This window comes from Pseudomonas phenolilytica (assembly GCF_021432765.1).
GTDB lineage: Bacteria > Pseudomonadota > Gammaproteobacteria > Pseudomonadales > Pseudomonadaceae > Stutzerimonas > Stutzerimonas phenolilytica.
In genome coordinates this window covers 2708494-2730547 of the sequence record NZ_CP058908.1, presented here as the reverse complement: position 1 = coordinate 2730547, position 22054 = coordinate 2708494, and the positions used below count along the sequence as shown (strand labels likewise).

At 63.6% G+C, this 22054-nt stretch carries 20 protein-coding genes and 2 pseudogenes; 16 read left to right on the top strand and 6 right to left on the bottom strand.

Annotated features, from left to right (window positions below):
• Genes cpaB through HU825_RS13160 form a run of 4 tightly spaced genes read right to left on the bottom strand, consistent with a single transcriptional unit; the run spans position 1 to position 2886 of the window.
• A complete protein-coding gene (cpaB, locus tag HU825_RS13175) occupies positions 1 to 795 on the bottom strand; it encodes a Flp pilus assembly protein CpaB (protein WP_043298990.1) in 795 nt (264 codons plus the stop codon).
• 12 nt (positions 796 to 807) lie between these two features.
• Entirely contained in the window at positions 808 to 2127 is a 1320-nt protein-coding gene (locus tag HU825_RS13170) for a DUF8689 domain-containing protein (RefSeq protein ID WP_234302188.1), read from the bottom strand.
• A gap of 14 nt (positions 2128 to 2141) precedes the next feature.
• Complete coding sequence (locus HU825_RS13165) at positions 2142 to 2657, bottom strand: A24 family peptidase (protein WP_234302187.1); 516 nt, start codon at positions 2655 to 2657, stop codon at positions 2142 to 2144.
• Between the two features lie 34 nt (positions 2658 to 2691).
• The gene (locus HU825_RS13160; protein ID WP_234302186.1) at positions 2692 to 2886 is read right to left on the bottom strand and encodes a Flp family type IVb pilin; all 195 of its coding nucleotides are present in this window, start codon (positions 2884 to 2886) and stop codon (positions 2692 to 2694) included.
• Between the two features lie 309 nt (positions 2887 to 3195).
• On the opposite strand from HU825_RS13160, the gene HU825_RS13155 reads away from it, so the two are divergent.
• The 9 genes from HU825_RS13155 to rimO all read left to right on the top strand — a co-directional run bounded on the left by HU825_RS13155 (position 3196) and on the right by rimO (position 16289).
• Complete coding sequence (locus HU825_RS13155) at positions 3196 to 4092, top strand: response regulator transcription factor (RefSeq protein ID WP_043298997.1); 897 nt, start codon at positions 3196 to 3198, stop codon at positions 4090 to 4092.
• Positions 4093 to 4168: 76 nt separating this feature from the next.
• The gene (locus HU825_RS13150; RefSeq protein ID WP_043298998.1) at positions 4169 to 5698 is read left to right on the top strand and encodes a sigma-54-dependent transcriptional regulator; all 1530 of its coding nucleotides are present in this window, start codon (positions 4169 to 4171) and stop codon (positions 5696 to 5698) included.
• Between the two features lie 327 nt (positions 5699 to 6025).
• Positions 6026 to 6409 (top strand): glycine cleavage system protein GcvH, encoded by a 384-nt coding sequence (gcvH, locus tag HU825_RS13145; protein WP_008567590.1) that lies wholly within the window; start codon positions 6026 to 6028, stop codon positions 6407 to 6409.
• Between the two features lie 9 nt (positions 6410 to 6418).
• The gene (gcvP, locus tag HU825_RS13140; RefSeq protein ID WP_234302185.1) at positions 6419 to 9277 is read left to right on the top strand and encodes an aminomethyl-transferring glycine dehydrogenase; all 2859 of its coding nucleotides are present in this window, start codon (positions 6419 to 6421) and stop codon (positions 9275 to 9277) included.
• 175 nt (positions 9278 to 9452) lie between these two features.
• Entirely contained in the window at positions 9453 to 10826 is a 1374-nt protein-coding gene (locus HU825_RS13135) for an alanine/glycine:cation symporter family protein (RefSeq protein WP_054094870.1), read from the top strand.
• A 65-nt stretch (positions 10827 to 10891) separates the two neighbouring features.
• Positions 10892 to 12145 carry a serine hydroxymethyltransferase gene (glyA, locus tag HU825_RS13130; protein WP_077682461.1) on the top strand — a complete coding sequence of 418 codons (1254 nt, stop codon included), beginning with the start codon at positions 10892 to 10894 and terminating at the stop codon, positions 12143 to 12145.
• 58 nt (positions 12146 to 12203) lie between these two features.
• On the top strand, positions 12204 to 13580 hold the full coding sequence (locus HU825_RS13125; protein ID WP_043299004.1) for an L-serine ammonia-lyase: 1377 nt from the start codon (positions 12204 to 12206) through the stop codon (positions 13578 to 13580).
• A gap of 105 nt (positions 13581 to 13685) precedes the next feature.
• Entirely contained in the window at positions 13686 to 14801 is a 1116-nt protein-coding gene (gcvT, locus tag HU825_RS13120) for a glycine cleavage system aminomethyltransferase GcvT (RefSeq protein WP_008567596.1), read from the top strand.
• 162 nt (positions 14802 to 14963) lie between these two features.
• Positions 14964 to 16289: a 30S ribosomal protein S12 methylthiotransferase RimO gene (gene rimO / locus HU825_RS13115; protein WP_234302184.1), complete on the top strand. Its 1326-nt coding sequence runs from the start codon at positions 14964 to 14966 to the stop codon at positions 16287 to 16289.
• A gap of 92 nt (positions 16290 to 16381) precedes the next feature.
• Here rimO and HU825_RS13110 read toward each other — a convergent pair.
• Together HU825_RS13110 and HU825_RS13105 are read right to left on the bottom strand one after the other, a co-directional pair.
• Positions 16382 to 16453: pseudogene (locus HU825_RS13110) on the bottom strand (tyrosine-type recombinase/integrase); the annotation flags it as partial.
• Positions 16454 to 16558: 105 nt separating this feature from the next.
• A pseudogene (locus HU825_RS13105) lies at positions 16559 to 16798 on the bottom strand (phage integrase N-terminal SAM-like domain-containing protein); the annotation flags it as partial.
• A 114-nt stretch (positions 16799 to 16912) separates the two neighbouring features.
• On the opposite strand from HU825_RS13105, the gene HU825_RS13100 reads away from it, so the two are divergent.
• From HU825_RS13100 to tsaA, 7 genes are all read left to right on the top strand, one after another.
• On the top strand, positions 16913 to 17179 hold the full coding sequence (locus tag HU825_RS13100; protein ID WP_234302183.1) for a hypothetical protein: 267 nt from the start codon (positions 16913 to 16915) through the stop codon (positions 17177 to 17179).
• A gap of 85 nt (positions 17180 to 17264) precedes the next feature.
• Positions 17265 to 17513: a hypothetical protein gene (locus tag HU825_RS13095; RefSeq protein ID WP_152947599.1), complete on the top strand. Its 249-nt coding sequence runs from the start codon at positions 17265 to 17267 to the stop codon at positions 17511 to 17513.
• Between the two features lie 142 nt (positions 17514 to 17655).
• Entirely contained in the window at positions 17656 to 17874 is a 219-nt protein-coding gene (locus HU825_RS13090; protein ID WP_152947597.1) for a hypothetical protein, read from the top strand.
• A gap of 106 nt (positions 17875 to 17980) precedes the next feature.
• Positions 17981 to 18628, top strand: a complete 648-nt coding sequence (locus tag HU825_RS13085; protein ID WP_234302182.1) for a HEPN domain-containing protein — start codon at positions 17981 to 17983, stop codon at positions 18626 to 18628.
• A 613-nt stretch (positions 18629 to 19241) separates the two neighbouring features.
• Entirely contained in the window at positions 19242 to 19550 is a 309-nt protein-coding gene (locus tag HU825_RS13080) for a MerR family DNA-binding protein (RefSeq protein ID WP_193749407.1), read from the top strand.
• A 489-nt stretch (positions 19551 to 20039) separates the two neighbouring features.
• Entirely contained in the window at positions 20040 to 21248 is a 1209-nt protein-coding gene (gene trpB / locus HU825_RS13075; RefSeq protein ID WP_234302181.1) for a tryptophan synthase subunit beta, read from the top strand.
• Between the two features lie 92 nt (positions 21249 to 21340).
• Positions 21341 to 22033: a tRNA (N6-threonylcarbamoyladenosine(37)-N6)-methyltransferase TrmO gene (tsaA, locus tag HU825_RS13070; protein ID WP_234302180.1), complete on the top strand. Its 693-nt coding sequence runs from the start codon at positions 21341 to 21343 to the stop codon at positions 22031 to 22033.
• The last annotated feature ends 21 nt before the right edge of the window (positions 22034 to 22054 follow it).

Genomic DNA, 22054 nt, shown 5'->3' with positions numbered 1-22054 from the left:
CTACAGGCCCACCTTCGTCATGTTCACCTCGGTGCCGCGAATGATCGTCACGCCGCTATCCGCCGGCGCGCGCCGGCGCACCACCGGTTTCGGCGCCACGGCCACGGGAGCCGCGGCCGGCGCGGCGGCGACGGGTTTCTTCTGGTTATCCAGCGGGTTGCGCAGCGCCAGTTGCAGGCGCCCTTCGGTCATGGCCTTGACCAGCTCTTCGGCTTCCTCGGAAGTCATTTCCAGCGTGACCGCGCGCACCACCACCGGCTGGGTCTTGTCGGTGCTGGCGGTCTGGTCGACGGCCAGCACGCGCAGGTCTTCGAGGATGGTCTTGGCCTCGGCTTCGTCGCCGCTACCCTTGCGCTTGGTGGCCAGCACATCGACCCGGTTGCCCGGCAGGAGGAAGCCGCCCACCCCTACCACGTCGTCGACGCGCACCGATACCGCGCGCTTGTCGGTGGCGATCAGCGAGGCCAGCGTGCTGCCGCCCAGGTGCTCGGCCAGCCGCGCGCCGCGCAGCACATCTCCGCGCAGCATGCCGAAGGTGGCGATCTTGCCGATCACCTCCTCGGTGGTCGCGAAGGAGTCGTCCGGCACGGTGCCCTTGGGCATGCGCACCAGGGTCACGTGCTGCGCCTCGACCATCTGCCCGAAGGGAATCTCGGTGGTGGCCACCACCACGTTCTGGGTGTTGTCGGTGGTGCCGGCGTCGAGCCGGGCGCTCAGCCAGTTGTTGGCCATCCAGACCGCGCCCAGACCGAGCAACAGCGACAGCGCGATCAGCGTGAGGGTACGTGAGCCCATGTCTGCATCTCCTTATTCGAGGTAATCGAGCTGAACGAAGTAGTTTTGCCAGGCCCAGTGCAGGTCGTCCGGGGTCAGCGGGCCGCTGGCGCCGACGTAGCGCTGGCGATCGAGCGCCATGCCCAGCAGGTCGCGCGGGTGACAGGGCACCAGCGGCATGCCTTCGGCCTCGTAGAGTTCGCGCAGGACGTAGCGCAGCAGCTGCGGATCGAAGCCGATGCCCAGGCGCTCGCTCTCCTGGCGCCAGATGCCCTGGTATTCCGAGGGCTTGAGGTAGCTGAAGCGCAGCTTGTAGCCGATGCGCCGCAGGAAGGCCTCGTCGGCCAGTTCCAGCGGATTGAGGTTGGTGGAGAACACCAGGATCAGGTCGAACGGCAGCACGCACTGGCGGCCGCCGCCGAGGTTGAGGAAGTCGCGCTTTTCCTCCATCGGCACGATCCAGCGATTGAACAGCTCGGCCGGCGGCATGCGCTGGCGACCGAGGTCGTCGATGATGAACAGGCCGTTGCTCGCCTTGAGCTGCAGCGGCGCCAGGAAGCGCCGGCTCAGCGGGTCGTAGCGCACGTCCAGCTGTTCCATGCTCAGTTCGCCACCGCAGGCCACCAGGGGGCGCATGCAGCACAGCAGGCGCCGGTCGATGCCTTCGTTGAGCAGCAGGTTGTTCTGTCCGGGTTCATCCAGACGCTGGTGAATCTGCGGGTCGTAGATTTCCACCACCGCATCGTTGACGGCGATGGCGTGCGGCACCCAGATCGCTTCGCTGAACAGCCGTATCAGGCGGCCGCTGATGTACGTTTTACCGGTACCGGCCGGGCCGTAGATCATGATCGCGCGGCCGGAATTCACCGCCACGCCGAGCTGGTCGAGCAGTTCGCCGGCGAGCACCACGCCGCTGTAGGCCGCGCGCATCTTCTCGGCGTCGATTCGTGCGTGGTGGACGGTCTGCAGCTTGACCAGCGAGCGATAGGTGCTCGCCGGAAACGGCGCGGCACCGATGTAGCCGCCGCGGTCCAGCGCGTCGCGCGCAGCGTTACGGCCACGCTCGGTTAGACCGTAGCGCAGCGCCTGGCCGTTGTGCTGGCCGAGCACCTCGATGCGGCCATCCTTGCGCAGCAGGCCCAGCACTTCCTCCAGCACGGTGCCGGGCAATGCCAGCCGGTCGACCAGCCGCGCCATGTCCAGCGCGCCGCCTTCGTGCAGGTGCTTGCACAGCAGATCGACGAGCAGCTGGTCGCTCAGCCCGGTCTCGGCGATGGTGCGCGGCTGCGGCGCCAGGCGCTGCACCGTTTCACGCTCGCTCGGGTAGGCATCGCTATCGCTGACGGCGTACATGGCGGCCTCCCGCGCTAGTTGAAGTGGAACCACAGGCTGCTGGCGAGCGTGCCCAGCAGAATTGCGATGGCGTACGGAAACGGCTGGCCGGCGACCTCGCCCGGCACCGCGGCGAGGTAGGTCTGGGTGCGCAGCATCAGTCCGTAGCGCCCCAGCGTCTGGCGCAACTGCCCGCGCCAGACCACCAGAGCCAGCCCGCACAGGCCGCCGGCCATCAGGCTGGCGGCGGTCGCCCCCAGCGCCTGTGCGGGCGTCAGGAACACCCCGACCATCCCCATCAGCTTCACATCACCGGCCGCCATACCGCCCACGGCGTACAGCAGCAGAAACAGCCCGAAGCCGATCAATCCCCCCAGCAGCCCCTGCCCCAGCCCGCCCGGCCCCCCGCTGAACAGCTGCCCGACCAGTCCCAGCGCCAAACCAGTCAGGATCAACAGGTTGGGGATGCGGTGGTGGCGCAGGTCGCTGACCACGGCGATCCCGATCAATCCATAGAGGATCAGAAGCGAGGCTATCGGCGTGGATGGCATCGTGTTGCCTCCGTTCTCGTCGAGACCACGACAACTAACAGGCCACGTTCTTGTTCACCGCCTGACACAACGACTGAATCGTTGTGTCAACTTTTCCACCCAGCGCTATGAACGAGGCCACTACCGCCACCGTTATCAACCCACCCGCCACCGCATACTCCACGATGGTCAGCCCGTCTTCGTCCTTCGCGAACTTCAGCACTGCGCGCTTGATCGTTTGAATGGTCATTTCGCTCACCTCACTGAGGAATATCGGTTCAACAGCTGGCGACGCTTCGTGCGCCGCTCGAGGTGGAAGATAGTCAGAGTGCCACTACGCGGTTAGGACTCCGTTGCGGGTCACTAGGACTCAATTTCCAGACGCCGCAAACGCTCTGGTTGGCGCCCTCTGGCGACGTTGGCGGGGCGGATGGGAAGCGTTCGCGCACTCATAACGGCAAATAGCCATCTAGCGCAGCGTTTAGCAGAATCGATTCCTAGCGACTGATGGCGCATCGCCAATACTCTCTGCGAACAAGTACAACCAAGAGCTGAGTCTGTGCAGAAGTCAAACTCGCCCACCCTTCCTTTGTTGCTCTGGCTCGACCTGTCCCATGACCGCAGTACCGCGACGCTGATGCAACAGTTCACCCCGTTCGCCGAATGCCGTCTGCTACAGAGCCACAGCCTCGTCGCGAGCCCGCACAACCGCCGGATCGACATGATCTGCATGCACTACGATCGCCCCGACGTGCTCGGCCTGAACCAGCTGCAGCAGGTCAAGCGCGCCGCGCCATCGATTCCGATCACCATGTTCACCGTGCAGCACTCCGAGGAGCTGGCGGTGTGGGCGATGCGCTCGCGGGTCTGGGAGTACCTCACCCTGCCGCTGTCAGCAGCCGAGCTGCAGCGTTATCGCCAGGCACTGCAACAGCTCTGCGAGCTGCGCCAGCAGCCCGAGGGCGGCAACCGCAAGACGCCCAGCGAGCACTTTCCCGACCTGCCGGCCAGCATCCGTCTGACTGCCGATCACCAGAAGCACCAGTCGCTCGCCCGCGCGCTGCACTACATCGACCAGCACCTGTGCGAAAACATCGACCAGCGAGACCTGGCGCAGCTGTGCGGGATGACGCCCTCGCGCTTCAGCCGCCTGTTCAAGGACGTGCACGGCGTCTGCTACCAGGAGTACGTGCTGGGCAAGCGCCTGGAACTGGCCAAGGACCGGCTCGACAACAGCCGGATGTCCATCACCACCATCGGTTACGAGGCCGGCTTTCGCGATCCGTCCTACTTCGCCCGGGCGTTCAAACAGCTCGTCGGCTGCACCCCGAGTGAATATCGCGCCAACGCCGGCGTGGCCGCCCGCGAGGCGGTTCGCGACCTGTCCGACGCGCAGCGCCTGGGCCTGGAGGCCGAGTCGCTGCCCCTGACCGAGCCGACCTTCCTGTCGAAATAGCGCTCCGTTCGCCCGCGTGTGAGGCGCGGCGAATAGCGGCATACTTGCTCTCTCCCGCAATCGCTCCGGCTCACCCATGCGCATCCACGTCACCTTCATCGATCGCGTCGGCATCACCCAGGAAGTTCTTGCGCTGCTCGGCGGACGCAACCTCAACCTCGATGCGGTGGAGATGATTCCACCGCATGTCTATATCGACGCGCCCGCGCTCAGTGCCGAGGTACTCGAAGAACTGCGCGAGGCGCTGTTCAACGTGCGGGGTGTACGCGCGGTCGAGGTGGTCGACCTCCTGCCGGGCCAGCAACGCAACCTGCAGCTCTATGCGCTGCTCGCCGCCATGCCCGATCCGGTGCTGGCGGTGAATGCCAGCGGCCAGGTGTTGCTGGCCAACCCCGCGCTGATCGAGCTGGCCGGCCACGATCCGCAGGGCCAGCCGTTGAGCGCGCTGTTCGGCGATGCGCAGTTGCACAGCAATCTGGTGGCGCATGGCTTTCGCCTGCCGATGCACGAGGTCACGCTCGAAGGCCAGTCGCTGCTGCTCGACGCCATGCCCATCAGCGATCCCGACCTGTCGGGTGCGCATCAGCTGGCCGGCGCGCTGCTGACGCTTTACACACCGAACCGTATCGGCGGCCGCCTGGCAGCGCTGCATCATGACCACGCCGAAGGTCTGGATGCGCTGCTGGGCGATTCGCCGCCGCTGCGCACCCTCAAGGCGCGCGTGCTGCGTGTCGCCAGCCTGGATGCGCCATTGTTGATTCAGGGCGAAACCGGCACCGGCAAGGAGCTGGTGGCGCGTGCCTGCCACACGCTGAGCGCGCGGCGTAACGCGCCTTTCCTCGCGCTGAACTGCGCGGCGCTGCCGGAAAACCTCGCCGAAAGCGAGCTGTTCGGCTATGCGCCCGGCGCTTTCACCGGCGCCCAACGCGGTGGCAAGCCGGGCCTGCTGGAACTGGCGCACCAGGGCACGGTATTTCTCGACGAGATCGGCGAGATGTCGCCCTATCTGCAGGCCAAGCTGCTGCGCTTTCTCAGCGACGGCAGCTTCCGTCGCGTCGGCGGCGAGCGCGAGATCCGCGTGGACGTGCGCATCCTCAGCGCGACGCACCGCGACCTGCAGCGCATGGTCGACGAAGGCCACTTCCGCGAAGACCTGTTCTACCGCCTCAACGTGCTCACCCTCGCGGTGCCGCCGCTGCGCGAGCGTGGCGAGGACATCCTGCAGCTGGCCCGCCATTTCCTCGAGCAGGCCTGCGCGCAGATTCGCCGCACGCCCTGCCGCCTGGTGCCGGCCACCTATCCGGCGCTGCTGGCCAACCAGTGGCCGGGCAACGTGCGGCAATTGCAGAACGTGATCTTCCGCGCCGCGGCGATCTGCGAAGGCAGCGCAGTGGAGATCAGCGATCTGGACATCGCCTGCACCACCACCGCCGTGCCTACCGAGGAAGTCGGCAGCCTCAGCGAAGCGGTCAGCCAGTTCGAGCGCGAACTGCTGGAAACGCTCTACGCCAGCTACCCCTCCAGCCGCCTGCTGGCTACGCGCCTGCGCACCTCGCATACGGCCATCGCCATGCGCCTGCGCAAGTACGGCATTCCCTCCCGGTAAGCGCTCGCCAATCGCCCCGCTCAGCGCCATGCTGCGTTGATTCGGCAGCTGTTTCGATTTCGCTACAAACGGAATGAAATCGTTACAAAGCATCAAAGCGACCGTCTGCGCACGCTGGCGTGCGCTATGTCGCCTCAGCTGTATCGAAATCGCTCCAGATCGATCACGACGGCTTACTCACGAATTAGACAAGCTGCTGATTTATAAGGATATTTCAAATCAGGCATTGTCCTTGCTCTGATCAGGGTAATCGCTCGCTGCAACGCACGAGCCTTTCCACCCGCTGCGGATTGTCGCGGGCCCCTAACAAGAGTCAGGAGTTCACCCATGAGCGAATTGCGTTTTACGGCCGATCACGAATGGCTGCGACTGGATAGCGACGGCCTGGTCACCGTGGGTATCACACCGTTCGCCCAGGAGGCGCTGGGGGATGTGGTCTTCGTGCAGTTGCCAGAGCTGCAGGAATACGCCGCCGGGGACGAGGTCGCGGTACTGGAGTCGGTGAAGGCCGCCAGCAATATCGCCATGCCGCTGCAAGGCGAGATCGTCGAGGTCAACCCCGCGCTGGAAGCCAGTCCGGAGCTGGTCAACAGCTCGCCGCTGCAGGATGGCTGGTTCTTCCGCTTCCGCCCGCAAGACGCCAGCGCCGTGGCCGATCTGCTCGACCAGGCCGCCTACGACCGCCTGCTCAACGCCAGCGACGATGTCTGAGGAGGCCCGATGAACAAGCCTTTCCCCCTCGACACCGCCAACGAATTCGTTGGCCGTCACATCGGCCCGCGTGCGGCCGATACCGCTGCCATGCTGCAGCAGCTGGGCTATGACTCGCTGGAGGCGCTCGGTGCCAGCGTGATCCCCGACAGCATCAAGGACACCAGCGTGCTCGAGCTGAGCGCTGGCCTCGGCGAAGCCCAGGCACTGGCCCGGCTCAAGGCCATCGCCGCGCAGAACCAGCAGTTCGCCAGCCATATCGGCCAGGGTTACTACGGCACTCACACGCCGGCGCCGATCCTGCGCAACCTGCTGGAAAACCCGGCCTGGTACACCGCCTACACGCCCTACCAGCCGGAAATCTCCCAGGGTCGCCTGGAGGCGCTGCTGAATTTCCAGACGCTGATCAGCGACCTCACCGGCATGGAGATCGCCAACGCGTCGCTGCTCGACGAGGCCACCGCCGCCGCCGAAGCCATGACCTTCTGCCAGCGCCTGTCGAAGAACAAGGCCGCCACGGCCTTCTTCGCCTCGCAGCACTGCCACCCGCAGACCCTCGACGTGCTGCGCACCCGGGCCGAGCCGCTGGGCATCGAAGTGGTGGTCGGCGACGAGCGCGAGCTGGCGGATGTCAGCCTGTACTTCGGCGCCCTGCTGCAGTATCCGGCGAGCAACGGCGACATCTTCGACTACCGCGCACTGGTCGAGCGCTTCCATGACGCCAAGGCGCTGGTGGCAGTTGCTGCCGACCTGCTGGCGCTGTGCCTGCTCACTCCACCCGGCGAATTCGGCGCCGACGTCGCGCTCGGCAGTGCGCAACGCTTCGGCGTGCCGCTGGGCTTCGGCGGTCCGCATGCCGCCTACTTCGCCACCCGCGACACGTTCAAGCGCGACATGCCGGGCCGGCTGGTCGGCCTCTCGGTGGATCGTCACGGCAAGCCGGCACTGCGCCTGGCCATGCAGACCCGCGAGCAGCACATCCGCCGCGAGAAGGCCACCAGCAACATCTGCACCGCGCAAGTACTGCTGGCCAACATCGCCAGCATGTACGCCGTCTACCACGGCCCGCGCGGCCTCACGCAGATCGCCCGGCGGGTACACCAGCTGACCGTGATCCTCGCCGAGGGTCTGCGTGCGCTGGGCGTTACCGTCGAGCAGCAGAGCTTCTTCGACACCCTTACCCTCGCCACGGGCGAGCGCACCGCGCAGCTGCACCGTCAGGCCCGCGACATGCGCATCAACCTGCGCGAAGTGGATGCCGGGCGCATCGGCCTGTCGCTGGACGAAACCACCGATCGCGTTGCGGTCGAGCGTCTGTGGGAAGTCTTCGCCCAACCGGGCCAGAGCCTGCCGAACTTCGATGCGCTGGCCAGCAGCGCGACCAGACTGCCGCAGGGCCTGCTGCGTCAGTCGGCGATCCTGCAGCACCCGGTATTCAACCGCTATCACTCCGAAACCGAGCTGATGCGCTACCTGCGCAAACTGTCGGACAAGGACCTGGCGCTGGACCGCGCGATGATCCCGCTGGGCTCGTGCACCATGAAGCTCAACGCTGCCAGCGAGATGATCCCCGTCACCTGGCCGGAATTAGGCAACCTGCACCCGTTCGCGCCGGCCGAGCAGAGCCAGGGCTACCGCCAGCTGACCGACGACCTGGAGCGCATGCTCTGCGCCGCCACCGGCTACGACGCCGTCTCGCTGCAGCCCAACGCCGGCTCGCAGGGCGAGTACGCCGGCCTGCTGGCGATCCGCGCCTATCACCAGAGCCGCGGCGATGACCAGCGCGACGTCTGCCTGATCCCCTCCTCGGCCCACGGCACCAACCCGGCGACCGCCAACATGGCCGGCATGCGTGTGGTGGTGGTGGCCTGTGACAGCCGCGGCAACGTCGACATCGCCGACCTGCGCGCCAAGGCCGAGCAGCACGCGGCTCAGCTCGCCGCGCTGATGATCACGTACCCCTCGACCCACGGTGTATTCGAGGAAGGCATCCGCGAGATCTGCGCCATCGTTCACCAGCACGGCGGCCAGGTGTACATCGACGGCGCCAACATGAACGCGATGGTCGGCCTGTGTGCCCCGGGCCAGTTCGGCGGCGACGTTTCGCACCTGAACCTGCACAAGACCTTCTGCATTCCGCACGGCGGCGGCGGCCCGGGCGTCGGCCCGATCGGTGTGAAGGCGCATCTGGCGCCGTTCCTGCCGGGGCATGATCGGATGGAGCGCAAGGACGGTGCCGTTTGCGCCGCGCCGTTCGGCAGCGCCAGCATCCTGCCGATCACCTGGATGTACATCAGCATGATGGGCGGTGAAGGCCTGCGGCAGGCCTCGCTGATGGCGATCCTCAACGCCAACTACATCGCCCGGCGCCTGGAGGAGCACTACCCGGTGCTCTACACCGGCGGCAACGGCCTGGTGGCGCACGAGTGCATCCTCGACCTGCGCCCGCTGAAGGACAGCAGCGGTATCTCGGTGGACGACGTGGCCAAGCGCCTGATCGACTTCGGCTTCCACGCGCCGACCATGTCCTTCCCGGTGGCCGGCACGCTGATGATCGAGCCGACCGAGAGCGAGTCGAAGGAGGAGCTGGATCGCTTCATCGACGCCATGATCGCCATCCGCGAGGAAATCCGCGCGGTGGAAAACGGCGAGCTGGACAGCACCGACAATCCGCTGACCAACGCGCCGCATACCGCGGCGGAACTGGCCGGCCAGTGGTCGCACCCCTACAGCCGCGAGCAGGCGGTGTACCCCGGCAAGACCGCGGTGGACAGCAAGTATTGGCCGCCCGTGGCCCGTGTCGACAACGTCTACGGCGACCGCAACCTGGTCTGCTCGTGCCCACCGATGGAGGCCTATCAGGACTGACGCGCCCCCGGCCTCGACCGGAAGCCGGCCTGCGGGCGGGGCGATCCCCCGCCGCACGCCGGCCAGTGTCCTCACTACCAATCCGTACCCATAACAACACGGGAGCCACAAGCACCCACCGCCTCCGGGCCACGCCAATAACCGGCTACCAAATAAAAACAAGATTGGAGTAGTTATGGAAACCCTCAATACGTTGGTAAACGACATCAATGCCCTTGTCTGGGGCGTACCCATGCTGGTGCTGATCCTCGGCACCGGTCTGTTCCTGATGATCTATCTGAAATTCATGCCCTGGCTGAACATCCCGGCCGGCTTCGCCCTGCTCTGGAAAGGGCGCCACAAGGACGATGACGAATCCGGCGAGATCAGCCCGTTCCAGGCGCTGATGACCTGTCTGGCCGCTACCGTCGGCACTGGCAACATCGCGGGCGTGGCCACGGCGATCTTCCTCGGCGGCCCCGGCGCGGTGTTCTGGATGTGGTGTACGGCGCTGGTGGGCATGGCCACCAAATACTGCGAAGTGGTTCTGGCCGTGCATTACCGCGAGAAGGACGAGCGCGGCGAGCATGTCGGCGGGCCGATGTACGCCATCAAGAACGGCCTGGGCAGCCGGTGGGCCTGGATGGGCGGCGCCTTCGCGCTGTTCGGCGGCCTGGCAGGTTTCGGCATCGGCAACATGGTGCAGGTCAACAGCATGGCCGACGCGCTGCAGGGCTCGTTCGGCATTCCGGACTGGGCCACCGGCGTGGCGACCATGGTCGTCACCGGAATGGTGATCCTCGGCGGCGTCCGGCGCATCGGCAAGGTCGCCGAGATGCTGGTGCCGTTCATGTGCGTCGGCTACGTCGTCGCTTCGCTGACCGTGCTGGCACTGAACTATCAGGCCATCCCGGGCGCCTTCGCCCTGATCTTCGACCACGCCTTCAACCCGGCAGCGGCTACCGGCGGCTTCGCCGGCGCAGCGGTGATGGCGGCGATCCGCTTCGGTGTGGCGCGCGGCATTTTCTCCAACGAAGCGGGCCTGGGCACTGCCGGTATCGCGCAGGCTGCCGGCACCACCCGTTGCTCGGTGCGCTCGGGGCTGATCGGCATGCTGGGCACCTTCATCGACACCATCATCGTCTGCTCGATGACCGCACTGGTGATCCTCACCACCGGCGTCTGGACCAGCGGCGCCAGCGGTGCGGCACTGTCCAGCGCGGCCTTCGAGACCGCCTTGCCGGGCGTCGGCCAGTACGTACTGGCGCTGTCGCTGGTGGTGTTCAGCTACACCACCATCCTCGGCTGGAGCTACTACGGCGAACGCTGCTGGGAGTACCTGGTCGGCACCAAATCGATCCTGCCGTTCCGCGTGCTCTGGGTCGTGGCGATTCCCTTCGGCGCCGTCGCCCAGCTCGACTTCGCCTGGCTGGTCGCCGACACCCTCAATGGCCTGATGGCCATCCCCAACCTGATCTCGCTGGTGCTGCTCAGCCCGGTGGTGGTCAAGCTCACCCGTGAATATTTCGCCCGCCGCCGTATGCAGGCGGCCGTGTCCTTCGAGCGCTGAAGGCGCGAACCGCTGATTCGAGGCGCGACCCTCGTCGCGCCCGCTCCCTACAAGAGGTGAAGAACATGTTCCACAAAAACCTAACGCTGACCCAGTACGACCCGGCGCTGGCCCAGGCCATCGCGGCCGAAGACCGCCGCCAGGAAGACCACATCGAGCTGATCGCCTCGGAAAACTACACCAGCCCGCAAGTCATGCAGGCTCAGGGCAGCGGCCTGACCAACAAGTACGCCGAAGGCTACCCGGGCAAGCGCTACTACGGCGGTTGCGAGTACGTCGACGTGGTCGAGCAGCTGGCCATCGACCGCGCCAAGGAGCTGTTCGGCGCCGACTACGCCAACGTCCAGCCGCATTCGGGCTCCTCGGCCAACAGCGCGGTGTACCTGGCATTGCTCAACGCCGGCGACACCCTGCTCGGCATGAGCCTGGCCCACGGCGGCCACCTGACCCACGGCGCCAAGGTTTCCTCCTCGGGCAAGCTGTACAACGCCGTGCAATACGGTATCGATGAGCAGGGCCTGATCGACTATGACGAGGTCGAGCGCCTGGCCGTCGAGCACAAGCCGAAGATGATCGTCGCCGGCTTCTCCGCCTATTCCCGCGTGCTGGATTTCGCCCGTTTCCGCGCGATTGCCGACAAGGTCGGCGCCTACCTGTTCGTCGACATGGCCCACGTCGCCGGACTGGTCGCGGCCGGGCTGTATCCCAACCCGGTGCCGTTCGCCGACGTGGTCACTACCACCACCCACAAGACCCTGCGCGGCCCGCGTGGTGGTCTGATCCTGGCGAAGAAGAACGAGGAGATCGAGAAGAAGCTCAACTCCGCCGTATTCCCGGGCGCCCAGGGCGGCCCGCTGATGCACGTGATCGCCGCCAAGGCGGTGTGTTTCAAGGAGGCGCTGGAGCCGGGCTTTCGCGACTACCAGGCGCAGGTGGTACAGAACGCCCGCGCGATGGCCGAAGTCTTCGTCGGCCGCGGTTATGACGTGGTGTCTGGCGGCACCGACAACCACCTGATGCTGGTCAGCCTGATCCGCCAAGGACTGACCGGCAAGGCCGCCGACGCCGCGCTGGGCAGCGCGCACATCACGGTGAACAAGAACGCCGTGCCCAACGACCCGCAGTCGCCATTCGTGACCTCGGGCATCCGCATCGGCACGCCGGCGGTGACCACGCGCGGTTTCGGCGAGGGCGAGTGCCGCGAGCTGGCCGGCTGGATCTGCGACATCCTCGATGACATCGACAATCCGGCGGTGATCGAGCGCGTCAAAGGCCAGGTCACCGACCTCTGCGCGACGTTCCCCGTCTATGTTGAATAACCAGGCCATCGATATTGCGCGGGCCGCTGGTACGGCTCCCGCAATTGGAGTACATGCCATGTCCCTGAGCGTTTTCGACCTGTTCAAGATCGGCATCGGGCCATCCAGTTCGCACACCGTCGGCCCGATGCGCGCCGCGGTGCGCTTCGTCGACGGCCTGCGTCGCGACGATCTGCTGGCCGCCACGGCGAGCGTGCGGGTGGAGCTGTACGGCTCGCTCGGCGCCACCGGCAAAGGCCACGGCAGCGACAAGGCCGTGCTGCTCGGCCTGGAAGGCGAACTGCCGGAGCGGGTCGACACTGCGCTGATCCCGCAGCGCCTGGAGACGATCCGCGCCAACGGCGAGCTGAAACTGGGCGGCGAGCGGCCGATCCGCTTCGTCGAGAAGGAACACCTGGCGTTGATCCGCAAGCCGCTGCCATACCATCCCAACGGCATGATCTTTCGTGCCTTCGACGCCGCTGGCTTGCAGCTGCGTTCGCGTGAGTACTACTCGGTGGGCGGCGGCTTCGTGGTCGACGACAGCGCTGCCGGTGCTGATCGCATCGTCGAGGACAGTACTCCGCTGCCCTACCCGTTCCGCAGCGGCGCCGAACTGCTGGCGCTGTGCGCCGAGCACGGTCTGTCGATCAGCGCGCTGATGCGCGAGAACGAGCGCGCCTGGCGCCCGGACGAGGAAACCCGCAACGGCCTGCAACGCATCTGGCAGGTCATGCAGGACTGCGTCGAAGCCGGCTGCCACAACGAGGGCATCATGCCCGGCGGGCTCAAGGTCAAGCGTCGTGCGGCGGCGATGTACCGCCAGCTGAGCGGTAACCCCGAGGCCGCCCTGCGCGACCCGCTGTCGGTAGTGGACTGGGTGAACCTCTACGCGCTGGCAGTGAACGAGGAGAACGCCAGCGGCGGACGCGTGGTTACCGCGCCCACCAACGGCGCGGCCGGTATCGTGCCGGCAGTGCTGCACTACTACATGCGCTTCATCCCGGGCGCCAACATCGAGGGCGTCGAGCGCTTCCTGCTCACGGCTGCGGCCATCGGCATCCTCTACAAGGAGAACGCCTCGATTTCCGGCGCCGAGGTCGGCTGCCAGGGCGAGGTCGGCGTGGCCTGTTCAATGGCCGCCGGAGCATTGTGCGAGGTGCTCGGCGGCACTCCGCCGCAGGTCGAGAACGCCGCCGAGATCGGCATGGAACACAACCTCGGCCTGACCTGCGACCCGGTCGGCGGGCTGGTGCAGGTGCCGTGCATCGAGCGCAACGCAATGGGCTCGGTGAAGGCGATCAACGCCGCGCGCCTGGCGCTGCGTGGCGACGGTCATCACTTCATCTCGCTGGACAAGGTTATCCGCACCATGCGCCAGACCGGTGCGGACATGAAGAGCAAGTACAAGGAAACCGCCCGCGGTGGGCTGGCCGTGAACATCATCGAATGTTGAAAAAAGCAGCGGCAAGCTGACATCGGCGGCGGCAGGTGAAGCGTCGGTTTCACCCTGCAGCGTGCGGTTTGAAGTTTGCGGCTCCTTCATATTGAGGAACGAGCAATGTCCCTGGAAAAAACTCCGCTGCACGCCCTACATCTGGAACTGGGCGCCAAGATGGTTCCGTTCGCCGGCTACGACATGCCGGTGCAATACCCGCTGGGCGTGCTCAAGGAACACCTGCACTGCCGCGAGCAGGCCGGTCTGTTCGACGTATCGCACATGGGCCAGATCCTGCTGCACGGCCCGCAGGCCGCGGCCGCGCTGGAAAGCCTGGTGCCGGTGGACATCATCGACCTGCCGGTGGGCATGCAGCGCTACGCGCTGTTCACCGACGAGAACGGCGGCATCCTCGACGATCTGATGGTCGCCAACCTGGGCAACGACCGGCTGTTCCTGGTGGTCAACGCCGCCTGCAAGGAGCAGGACCTTACCCATCTGCGCAAACACATCGGCGACCGCTGCGAGATCGAATCGCTGTTCGAGTCGCGCGCGCTGCTCGCCCTGCAGGGACCGCGCGCCGTCGACGTGCTGGCGCGCCTGGCGCCGGACGTGACGAAGATGACCTTCATGAACTTCGCGCGGGTCGCCGTGGCCGGCATCGACTGCTATGTCAGCCGCTCCGGCTACACCGGCGAGGACGGTTTCGAGATTTCCGTTCCGGCGGTCGCCGCCGAACAGCTCGCCCGCGCCCTGCTGGCCGAGCCGGAAGTCCAGCCGATCGGCCTCGGCGCGCGCGACTCGCTGCGCCTGGAAGCCGGCCTGTGCCTGTATGGCCACGACATGAGCAGCGCCACCACCCCCATCGATGCCAGCCTGCTGTGGGCCATCTCCAAGGTACGCCGCGCCGATGGCGCGCGGGCCGGCGGCTTCCCGGGTGCCGAGCGCATCTTCGCCCAGCAGCGCGACGGCGTGCCGAGCAAGCGCGTCGGCCTATTGCCGCAGGACCGCATGCCGGTACGCGAAGGTGCCGAGATCGTCGATGCCGATGGCAGCCCGATCGGCCAGGTCACCAGTGGCGGCTTCGGTCCCAGCCTGGGCGCGCCATTGGCGATGGGTTATGTCGCCAGTAGCCATGCTGCGCTCGACAGCGAGGTCTGGGCCGTGGTGCGTGGCAAGCGCGTGCCGATGAAAGTGTCCAAGACACCGTTCGTGCCGCAACGCTACTACCGCGGCTGATCGCCGGTGCGCAACGGATCGCCGTGCCACCACGGCGATCCGTTGCAGGCGGGCCATGGTACGAGCTGATATTCGGCATCGCGACGGGCATCGAAAAGGCGCGGATCGCTGTATAATCTCGCGCCATTTTTCCCCTGCCGCATCACCGAGGCCCGGCCTGTCATGTCGAATAAAGTTCCAAGCGTAGGGTTCGTGTCCCTCGGCTGCCCGAAAGCAACCGTTGACTCCGAGCGCATCCTCACCCAGCTGCGCATGGAGGGTTACCGGATCGTGCCGTCCTACGAGGATGCCGATGTGGTGGTGGTCAACACCTGCGGTTTCATCGACAGCGCCAAGGCCGAATCACTGGACGCCATCGGCGAGGCGATCGCCGAGAACGGCAAGGTGATCGTCACCGGCTGCATGGGCGTGGACGAGAACAACATCCGCGGCGTGCACCCCAGCGTGCTGGCCGTCACCGGCCCGCAGCAATACGAGCAGGTGGTCAACGCGGTGCATGAAGTGGTGCCGCCGAGCATCGAGCACGATCCCTTCATCGACCTCGTGCCGCCGCAGGGCATCAAGCTCACCCCGCGCCACTACGCCTATCTGAAGATTTCCGAAGGCTGCAACCACAGCTGCAGCTTCTGCATCATCCCCTCGATGCGCGGCAAGCTGGTCAGCCGCCCGGTCGGTGACGTGCTGTCCGAGGCCGAGCGGCTGGTCAAGGCTGGCGTGAAGGAGATTCTGGTGATCAGCCAGGACACCAGCGCCTACGGCGTGGACCTCAAGTACAAGCTCGACTTCTGGGACGGCCAGCCGGTCAAGACGCGCATGCTCGAACTGTGCGAAGCGCTGGGCAAGATGGGCGTATGGGTGCGCCTGCACTACGTCTACCCCTACCCCAACGTCGACGACGTGATCCCGCTGATGGCCGCCGGCAAGATCCTGCCGTACCTGGACATCCCCTTCCAGCACGCCAGCCCTAAGGTGCTCAAGGCCATGAAGCGCCCGGCCTTCGAGGACAAGACTCTGGCACGCATCCAGAAGTGGCGCGAGATCTGCCCCGAGCTGACCATCCGCTCCACCTTCATCGTCGGCTTCCCCGGCGAGACCGAAGAAGACTTCCAGTACCTGCTCGACTGGCTGACCGAAGCCCAGCTCGACCGCGTCGGCTGCTTCCAGTACTCACCGGTCGACGGCGCACCGGCCGAGGATATGGGCCTGGAGCCGGTGCCGGACGAGATCAAGCAGGACCGCTGGGACCGTTTCATGGCCCACCAGCAGGCCATCAGCGCAGCGCGCCTGCAGCTGAAAGTCGGCCGCGAGATGGACGTGCTGATCGACGAAGTGGACGAAGACGGCGCCATCGGCCGCTCCTGGGCCGACGCACCGGAAATCGACGGCATGGTCTACGTCGACAGCGAACAGCCGCTGCAGCCGGGCGACAAGGTCCGTGTACGCGTCACCAACGCCGACGAGTACGACCTCTGGGCCGAAGTGATCTGATCACCGCGCCTGCTAAAGAAGCCCCGCTCATGCGGGGCTTTTTCATGGGCGGTCGAGCGGACTGAGCATCGCCAGACCACCGCGATTGAGGCATGGGTGTAGATCTGCGTGGTTTTCACATCGGCATGGCCGAGCAGCTCCTGCACCGTGAGAATGTCCTGGCCGCTCTCAGCAAATGCGTGCTTCGCCCTGATCACACCCTCCAGCCACGGCAACTCTATCTGCAACACCTGCTTGTACAGAAACAGAATCGCCGACAGCGCTTGGTTCTGCGTGGACGCCGAAACATCACGGCGCACCGCCAGATCACTGAGAAAGGCCTCCACTTCAGACGCGCCCATATCCTGTGGATGTCGGTACTTATGAAAACGAATGAAGCGCCTGATCCACTCCAAATAGACAGCTTCGGTACGAATCGAATAGTGTCGCAATCGAATCTGCCCTCGCACCTGGTCGAGCAGCCTAGGCTTGTTATCAATGTCGCTGTTGCTCCCTGATTCGTGTCGCATCTGTTGATGCGTTTTTCAGGCTAGACAAGACCTGCAGGGCGGCAAGGAATTTTATGCGACACATGTGGCGTAGTTTTTTACGCCATTTGTGTCGCCTACTTATAGTTAGGTGCCATGGAAAGTTCTCAGAAAGCCCCGACCAAGAGTATGGCAGTTCTGTGCAGTCTAGCTGAGCTGCCTGATGGTTCATTGCGCGTGACACTAGATGATGTCGCTAAAGGTAAACAGCTGTGCACCTGGCAGCACCAAAGTCTGTTTACCTTCAAGGACTACCCGCCGGAAACTCTTGCTGAGCTAAATTCATTACCTGAGGCAGAGCTAGCAAGCTTTGGCTACTACATCCTTGCACGCCTCATGGCAAGCAATGGGTATGGCACCTAACAATGCGCTCAAAGCGCTCACTCCGTTCGCTGGGACCGGCGAAGCCGGCCCCTTAGCTTAATCGTTATACACAAGGAGCCAGTGCATGGATGGCTTGAGATACAGGTTCTTTATTGGCGGGCAATCCCACCAAATGCTGAGGTTCCTAGAAGCTTTTGATGAAGAGTTACGCCCGCATTTCCAAGAAGCCGGAATTACGGAGGCAGAGGACTCAGTTGCCAAACGGCAAGAATTAACATTCAAGACAACAGCTACTGCTGATGCCGGCGCTTCAACCTTTATTGGCGGACTCGCCTTATTTGCACGCCTGGGCAGGAAATTAAGTTCTCGATGAACTATTCGAGGAAAAATTCAAAGAAAGCCTGAGAAAATTTATAGATAAAGCTCGCAACAACATTCCATTAAACAGAAAAGAAACCATCGAGTATCGGAGCATTCTATGCAGGCCTGGAGAATTTCCGACAGTAGTGGTACGCATGATCGTCAGTGACGACGACACTCTGGCAGAGCTAGCAAATAGCATAAAAGCAGCTCATGAAAACGCAGAGAATTGGATTATAAAAAATGGCAAACAGGCCGCAATTCATTGCTATAAAGTAAGCAATGGGCAGTGTAATCTCGAACCAGTACTATTAAAAAACATTAAAGAGTTAGACGAGAAAAAGCGCAGAACCATAGTTCGCCAATGGCAATAGGTGCCTTGCGTATAACAATGCGCTCAACTGTCGCTCACTTCGTTCGCTGGACAGCCAAAAGCTACGCTTTTGTCTGCCCATTAGCTTAATCGTTAGAGCTAAACGCATGCCGTCATCTGCCCTGCAAAAATTTGAACGCAACATGCTTGTGGACGTCGACAGGATTATTGAGAGCCATGGGCAACTCAATCACGACGGCTTAGGGCGCAGAGGTCTTGGCCATATCACTAGAAGTGGTGTCCTTATGCTTTGCGCAGCATGGGAGCTATATCTAGAGGAACTTTTGGTAGAGAGCGTGCGCACCTTGATTCGCCGCGCGGACATTCCTACCCAGTTACCACAACACGTTCAGAAAGAAATCTCAAAGACTGTCCGAGAGTCCAAACATAAACTCAAGCCACTTGAGCTGGCGGGCGACGGTTGGAAAACTGTTTACGACAACCACACCACTCAAACAATCCAAGGCTTAAACACACCAAAGAGCACAAATATTGACCCCTTGTTTAAGCGCTTCGTTGGAATCGAAAATTTATCAAATTCGTGGTCTATTGGCGAAGAAGCATTAAATGCATTCGTTACCGCCAGAGGTGACATTGCTCACCGGGGAAGGGATGCGGGATACATAACAATTATAAATCTCCATGAATACAGAGCCCAGATACTTCGATGTGTAATAGACACAGATAACGCAATGGCAGATTTCATTCAAAGAAAGTCCATCGGAGGGAGCCCATGGCGACGCCGTGCAATATAAGCTCTAACAAATCGCTCAACACCGCTCGCTTCGCTCACTGGACTCGCAAAAGCTGCGCTTTTGCTCGCCTGTTAGCTTAATCGTTATACGCTGGAGCCACATGGACGAACTACTCAGCCCGATACTCCGCTTCCTAGGCTACGTAGTAAGCGAGTTACTACTCGGAACCTTCTTCTACGCGATAGGCTGGCCTTTTGTAAAAGCCGTCACACTTGGGAAATACCCCAAGCGCGAATGGCTGAGCGGATCAAAAAATGAGGCGTATGTATGCTGCGTCGGAATCCTCGTGTTCGCTATATCGTTAATGGCAGCCCTGGGCCAGTTCAGCGCACAACAATGCGCTCAACTGTCGCTCACTTCGTTCGCTGGACGTCCAAAAGCTGCGCTTTTGTCCGCCCGTTAGCTTAATCGTTAGAAGCTGGCCAATCGCCATGAAAGGGCATGCAATTAAAATACTAAAAAATGCTTGAAAAGCATGGCGAGCTTACACTAGAGAAAATATCAAACTACATCCCAAATAAGCATCGAGGCCATCGAGATCTTTATATTTTCTCCTCACCAATCTGGCTATCGCCTTTATTCCTAAGATGATGTGCAGCGCATGGTAGGGATAATGACCTATCGCGATACGGGGCTCTCGCTGGATGTCATCGGAGCGCTATTACAGGCCGATGGCGCATCTGCTCCTGTGGTGCTGGAACGTCACTTGCAGAAGGTCAACGAGGAAATCGCCAGACTCCGACAGCAACAACACGTCATCGCCCAATTGCTCGGCGACGCGCAGGCTGCGAAAGAGTCGTTCAATGACCAAGGAGCAGTGGATTGCGCTACTCGCCCCCACCGGATTAAACGAAGAAGGAATACAAAAATGGCATGCGGAATTCGAGAAGATGTCACCCGATGCGCATCAGGATTTTCTTGAATCGCTCGGAATAGCACCGGGGGAAATTACCTCGATCCGCCAATTCTCAAAGCGACCAGCTACCGAGGGTGATGGCTAATGCCAGATTCAACCGAGCCTGCACCCAGACCGGCTAGTTCCACGCTGCGGCTGAGGAGCAATCTGCCGCCCGCCTCCCCACCGGCCAGGCTCCGCCCAAACCAGCTATTGCTGGAAGAACGACCTTGGCCCTCTGTCAAGTACTGCTGACCTCTCGCCGGATTCCGCGATCGTGGTGAGGCGGCATAGAATCCGCCCACGCTTCGGCCCGGGTCGCCGCGTGAATACCCGCTATCACCGCTCCTGCGGGATCTGGCAGCTCGTCCAGCGCTGCCTCGGTGGGCAACCACGCGCCACACTGATCGCTGTGGATGCACGAGGCCGGCCCGCATGCTGATCTGCCGCAGCCCCGAACGAATTGCCTCCGATAAACTGCAGATTTTCACGATCTCTATCAGGACTCGCACGCCCATGACCCAAGACTCGCGCTTCGCCGCCATGCCTGATGCCAACGGATACTTCGGCCCCTATGGTGGCCAGCTGGTACCGCCGCATCTCAAGCAGGCCATGGATGACATCAATCTGGCCTACGAGGAAATCCGCCAGCGCGAGGACTTTCAGCAGGAACTGGCGGCCCTTTTCGCTGACTACGTCGGCCGGCCGAGCCCGATCTTCCATGCCCGACGCCTGTCCGAGCAGCTCGGTGGCGCGCAGATTCATCTCAAGCGCGAGGACCTGAACCACACCGGCGCGCACAAGATCAATCACTGCCTGGGCGAGGCGCTACTGGCCAAATTCATGGGCAAGCAGAAGGTGATCGCCGAAACCGGCGCCGGCCAGCACGGCGTGGCGCTGGCTACCGCCTGCGCGCTGGTGGGCATTCCCTGCGAGATCCACATGGGCCAGGTGGATATCGAGAAGGAACACCCCAACGTCACCAAGATGAAGATCCTCGGCTGCAAGCTGGTGCCGGTGACCCGCGGCGCGGCGACGCTCAAGGAAGCGGTGGACAGCGCCTTCGAGGAATACCTGAAGGACCCGCACAACTACATCTACGCCATCGGCTCGGTGGTCGGCCCGCATCCGTTCCCGAAGATGGTGCGCGACTTCCAGTCGATCATCGGTACCGAGGCGCGTGCGCAGTTCCTGGCCAAACATGGCCGTCTGCCCGATCAGGTCGTCGCCTGCGTGGGTGGCGGCTCCAATGCCATGGGCATGTTCACCGCGTTTCTTGAGGATGCCGCGGTCGACCTGGTTGGTATCGAGCCGGCCGGCGAGAGCCTGGACAAGCCCGGCCGTCACTCGGCCACGCTGTCCAAGGGCAAGCCGGGTGAGCTGCACGGCATGGCCTGCTACGTGCTAGAGGATGCCGAGGGAAATCCGTCGCCGGTGCACTCCATCGCGTCCGGGCTGGACTACCCCGGTGTCGGGCCGCAGCACAGCTATCTGAAGGATCTCGGCCGGGTGAACTATCAGACCGCGACCGATCAGGAATGCCTCGACGCGTTCATGACCCTGTCACGCGTGGAAGGCATCATCCCGGCGCTGGAAAGCGCCCACGCGGTAGCTTGGGCGATCCGTGCGGCGCCAACGCTGCCGCAGGACACGCACATCCTGGTCAACCTGTCCGGCCGTGGCGACAAGGACGCCGACTACGTCGCGCGCCTGCTGGGCCTGTAGTCGAACCCGCGCCCCGCGCTCGCGGCGCGGGGTGTTCTCGCCGCGTGCGGCGCGTATCATCCGCAGCCTCGTTCCTTTCCCGGGCGCCTTCCATGCTGCATTACGTCCGCCCCGTCGGCATCCTGCACTCCTGCTTCAAGGAGAAGTTCGCCATCCCGCGCCAACCGCAGTTGGCACCAGCCGCACGCGGCGTGCTGGAGCTGCTGCCGCCGTTCGATACCGGCGAGGCGGTGGCCGGACTGGAGCAGGTCAGCCATGTCTGGCTGCTGTTCCTGTTCCATCAGGCGCTGGAGGACAAGCCGCGGCTCAGGGTGCGTCCGCCGCGCCTGGGCGGCAACCGCATGATGGGTGTGTTCGCCACCCGCGCGACGCATCGTCCCAACGGCATCGGCCAATCGGTGGTGAAACTCGAGAAGGTGGAGGCGAATCGGCTGTGGCTTTCCGGCATCGATCTGCTCGACGGCACGCCGGTGATCGATATCAAACCCTACGTGCCCTACGCCGATGCTCTGCCAGACGCCACGAATGCGATGGCGGCGGCACCGCCCCCGTTGCTCGAAGTGCAGTGGAGCGAGCCCGGGCTGGCTCAGGCCCGTGGCGAGGCGCTGCGCCTGGGCGAGCCCCTGGTGGAACTGATCGAACAGTGTCTGGCGCAGGACCCGCGCCCGGCGTACCAGAAGCCCGATCCGGAACGGCGCTACGGTACGCAGTTCTGGGACGTGCAAGTCCGCTGGCACTACCCCACGCCGGGCACAATCCGCGTGGTCGAGGTGGTTCGCGCCTAGCGCCATCACCTCGGCACGCGA

Bases quoted from the DNA above. Each gene is read 5' to 3' on its own strand.
- cpaB (WP_043298990.1), bottom strand. From the start codon at position 795: ATGGGCTCACGTACCCTCACGCTGATCGCGCTGTCGCTGTTGCTCGGT.
- HU825_RS13170 (WP_234302188.1), bottom strand. From the start codon at position 2,127: ATGTACGCCGTCAGCGATAGCGATGCCTACCCGAGCGAGCGTGAAACG.
- HU825_RS13165 (WP_234302187.1), bottom strand. From the start codon at position 2,657: ATGCCATCCACGCCGATAGCCTCGCTTCTGATCCTCTATGGATTGATC.
- HU825_RS13160 (WP_234302186.1), bottom strand. From the start codon at position 2,886: ATGACCATTCAAACGATCAAGCGCGCAGTGCTGAAGTTCGCGAAGGAC.
- HU825_RS13150 (WP_043298998.1), top strand. From the start codon at position 4,169: ATGCGCATCCACGTCACCTTCATCGATCGCGTCGGCATCACCCAGGAA.
- gcvH (WP_008567590.1), top strand. From the start codon at position 6,026: ATGAGCGAATTGCGTTTTACGGCCGATCACGAATGGCTGCGACTGGAT.
- gcvP (WP_234302185.1), top strand. From the start codon at position 6,419: ATGAACAAGCCTTTCCCCCTCGACACCGCCAACGAATTCGTTGGCCGT.
- HU825_RS13135 (WP_054094870.1), top strand. From the start codon at position 9,453: ATGGAAACCCTCAATACGTTGGTAAACGACATCAATGCCCTTGTCTGG.
- glyA (WP_077682461.1), top strand. From the start codon at position 10,892: ATGTTCCACAAAAACCTAACGCTGACCCAGTACGACCCGGCGCTGGCC.
- HU825_RS13125 (WP_043299004.1), top strand. From the start codon at position 12,204: ATGTCCCTGAGCGTTTTCGACCTGTTCAAGATCGGCATCGGGCCATCC.
- gcvT (WP_008567596.1), top strand. From the start codon at position 13,686: ATGTCCCTGGAAAAAACTCCGCTGCACGCCCTACATCTGGAACTGGGC.
- rimO (WP_234302184.1), top strand. From the start codon at position 14,964: ATGTCGAATAAAGTTCCAAGCGTAGGGTTCGTGTCCCTCGGCTGCCCG.
- HU825_RS13100 (WP_234302183.1), top strand. From the start codon at position 16,913: ATGGAAAGTTCTCAGAAAGCCCCGACCAAGAGTATGGCAGTTCTGTGC.
- HU825_RS13095 (WP_152947599.1), top strand. From the start codon at position 17,265: ATGGATGGCTTGAGATACAGGTTCTTTATTGGCGGGCAATCCCACCAA.
- HU825_RS13090 (WP_152947597.1), top strand. From the start codon at position 17,656: ATGATCGTCAGTGACGACGACACTCTGGCAGAGCTAGCAAATAGCATA.
- HU825_RS13085 (WP_234302182.1), top strand. From the start codon at position 17,981: ATGCCGTCATCTGCCCTGCAAAAATTTGAACGCAACATGCTTGTGGAC.
- HU825_RS13080 (WP_193749407.1), top strand. From the start codon at position 19,242: ATGACCTATCGCGATACGGGGCTCTCGCTGGATGTCATCGGAGCGCTA.
- trpB (WP_234302181.1), top strand. From the start codon at position 20,040: ATGACCCAAGACTCGCGCTTCGCCGCCATGCCTGATGCCAACGGATAC.
- tsaA (WP_234302180.1), top strand. From the start codon at position 21,341: ATGCTGCATTACGTCCGCCCCGTCGGCATCCTGCACTCCTGCTTCAAG.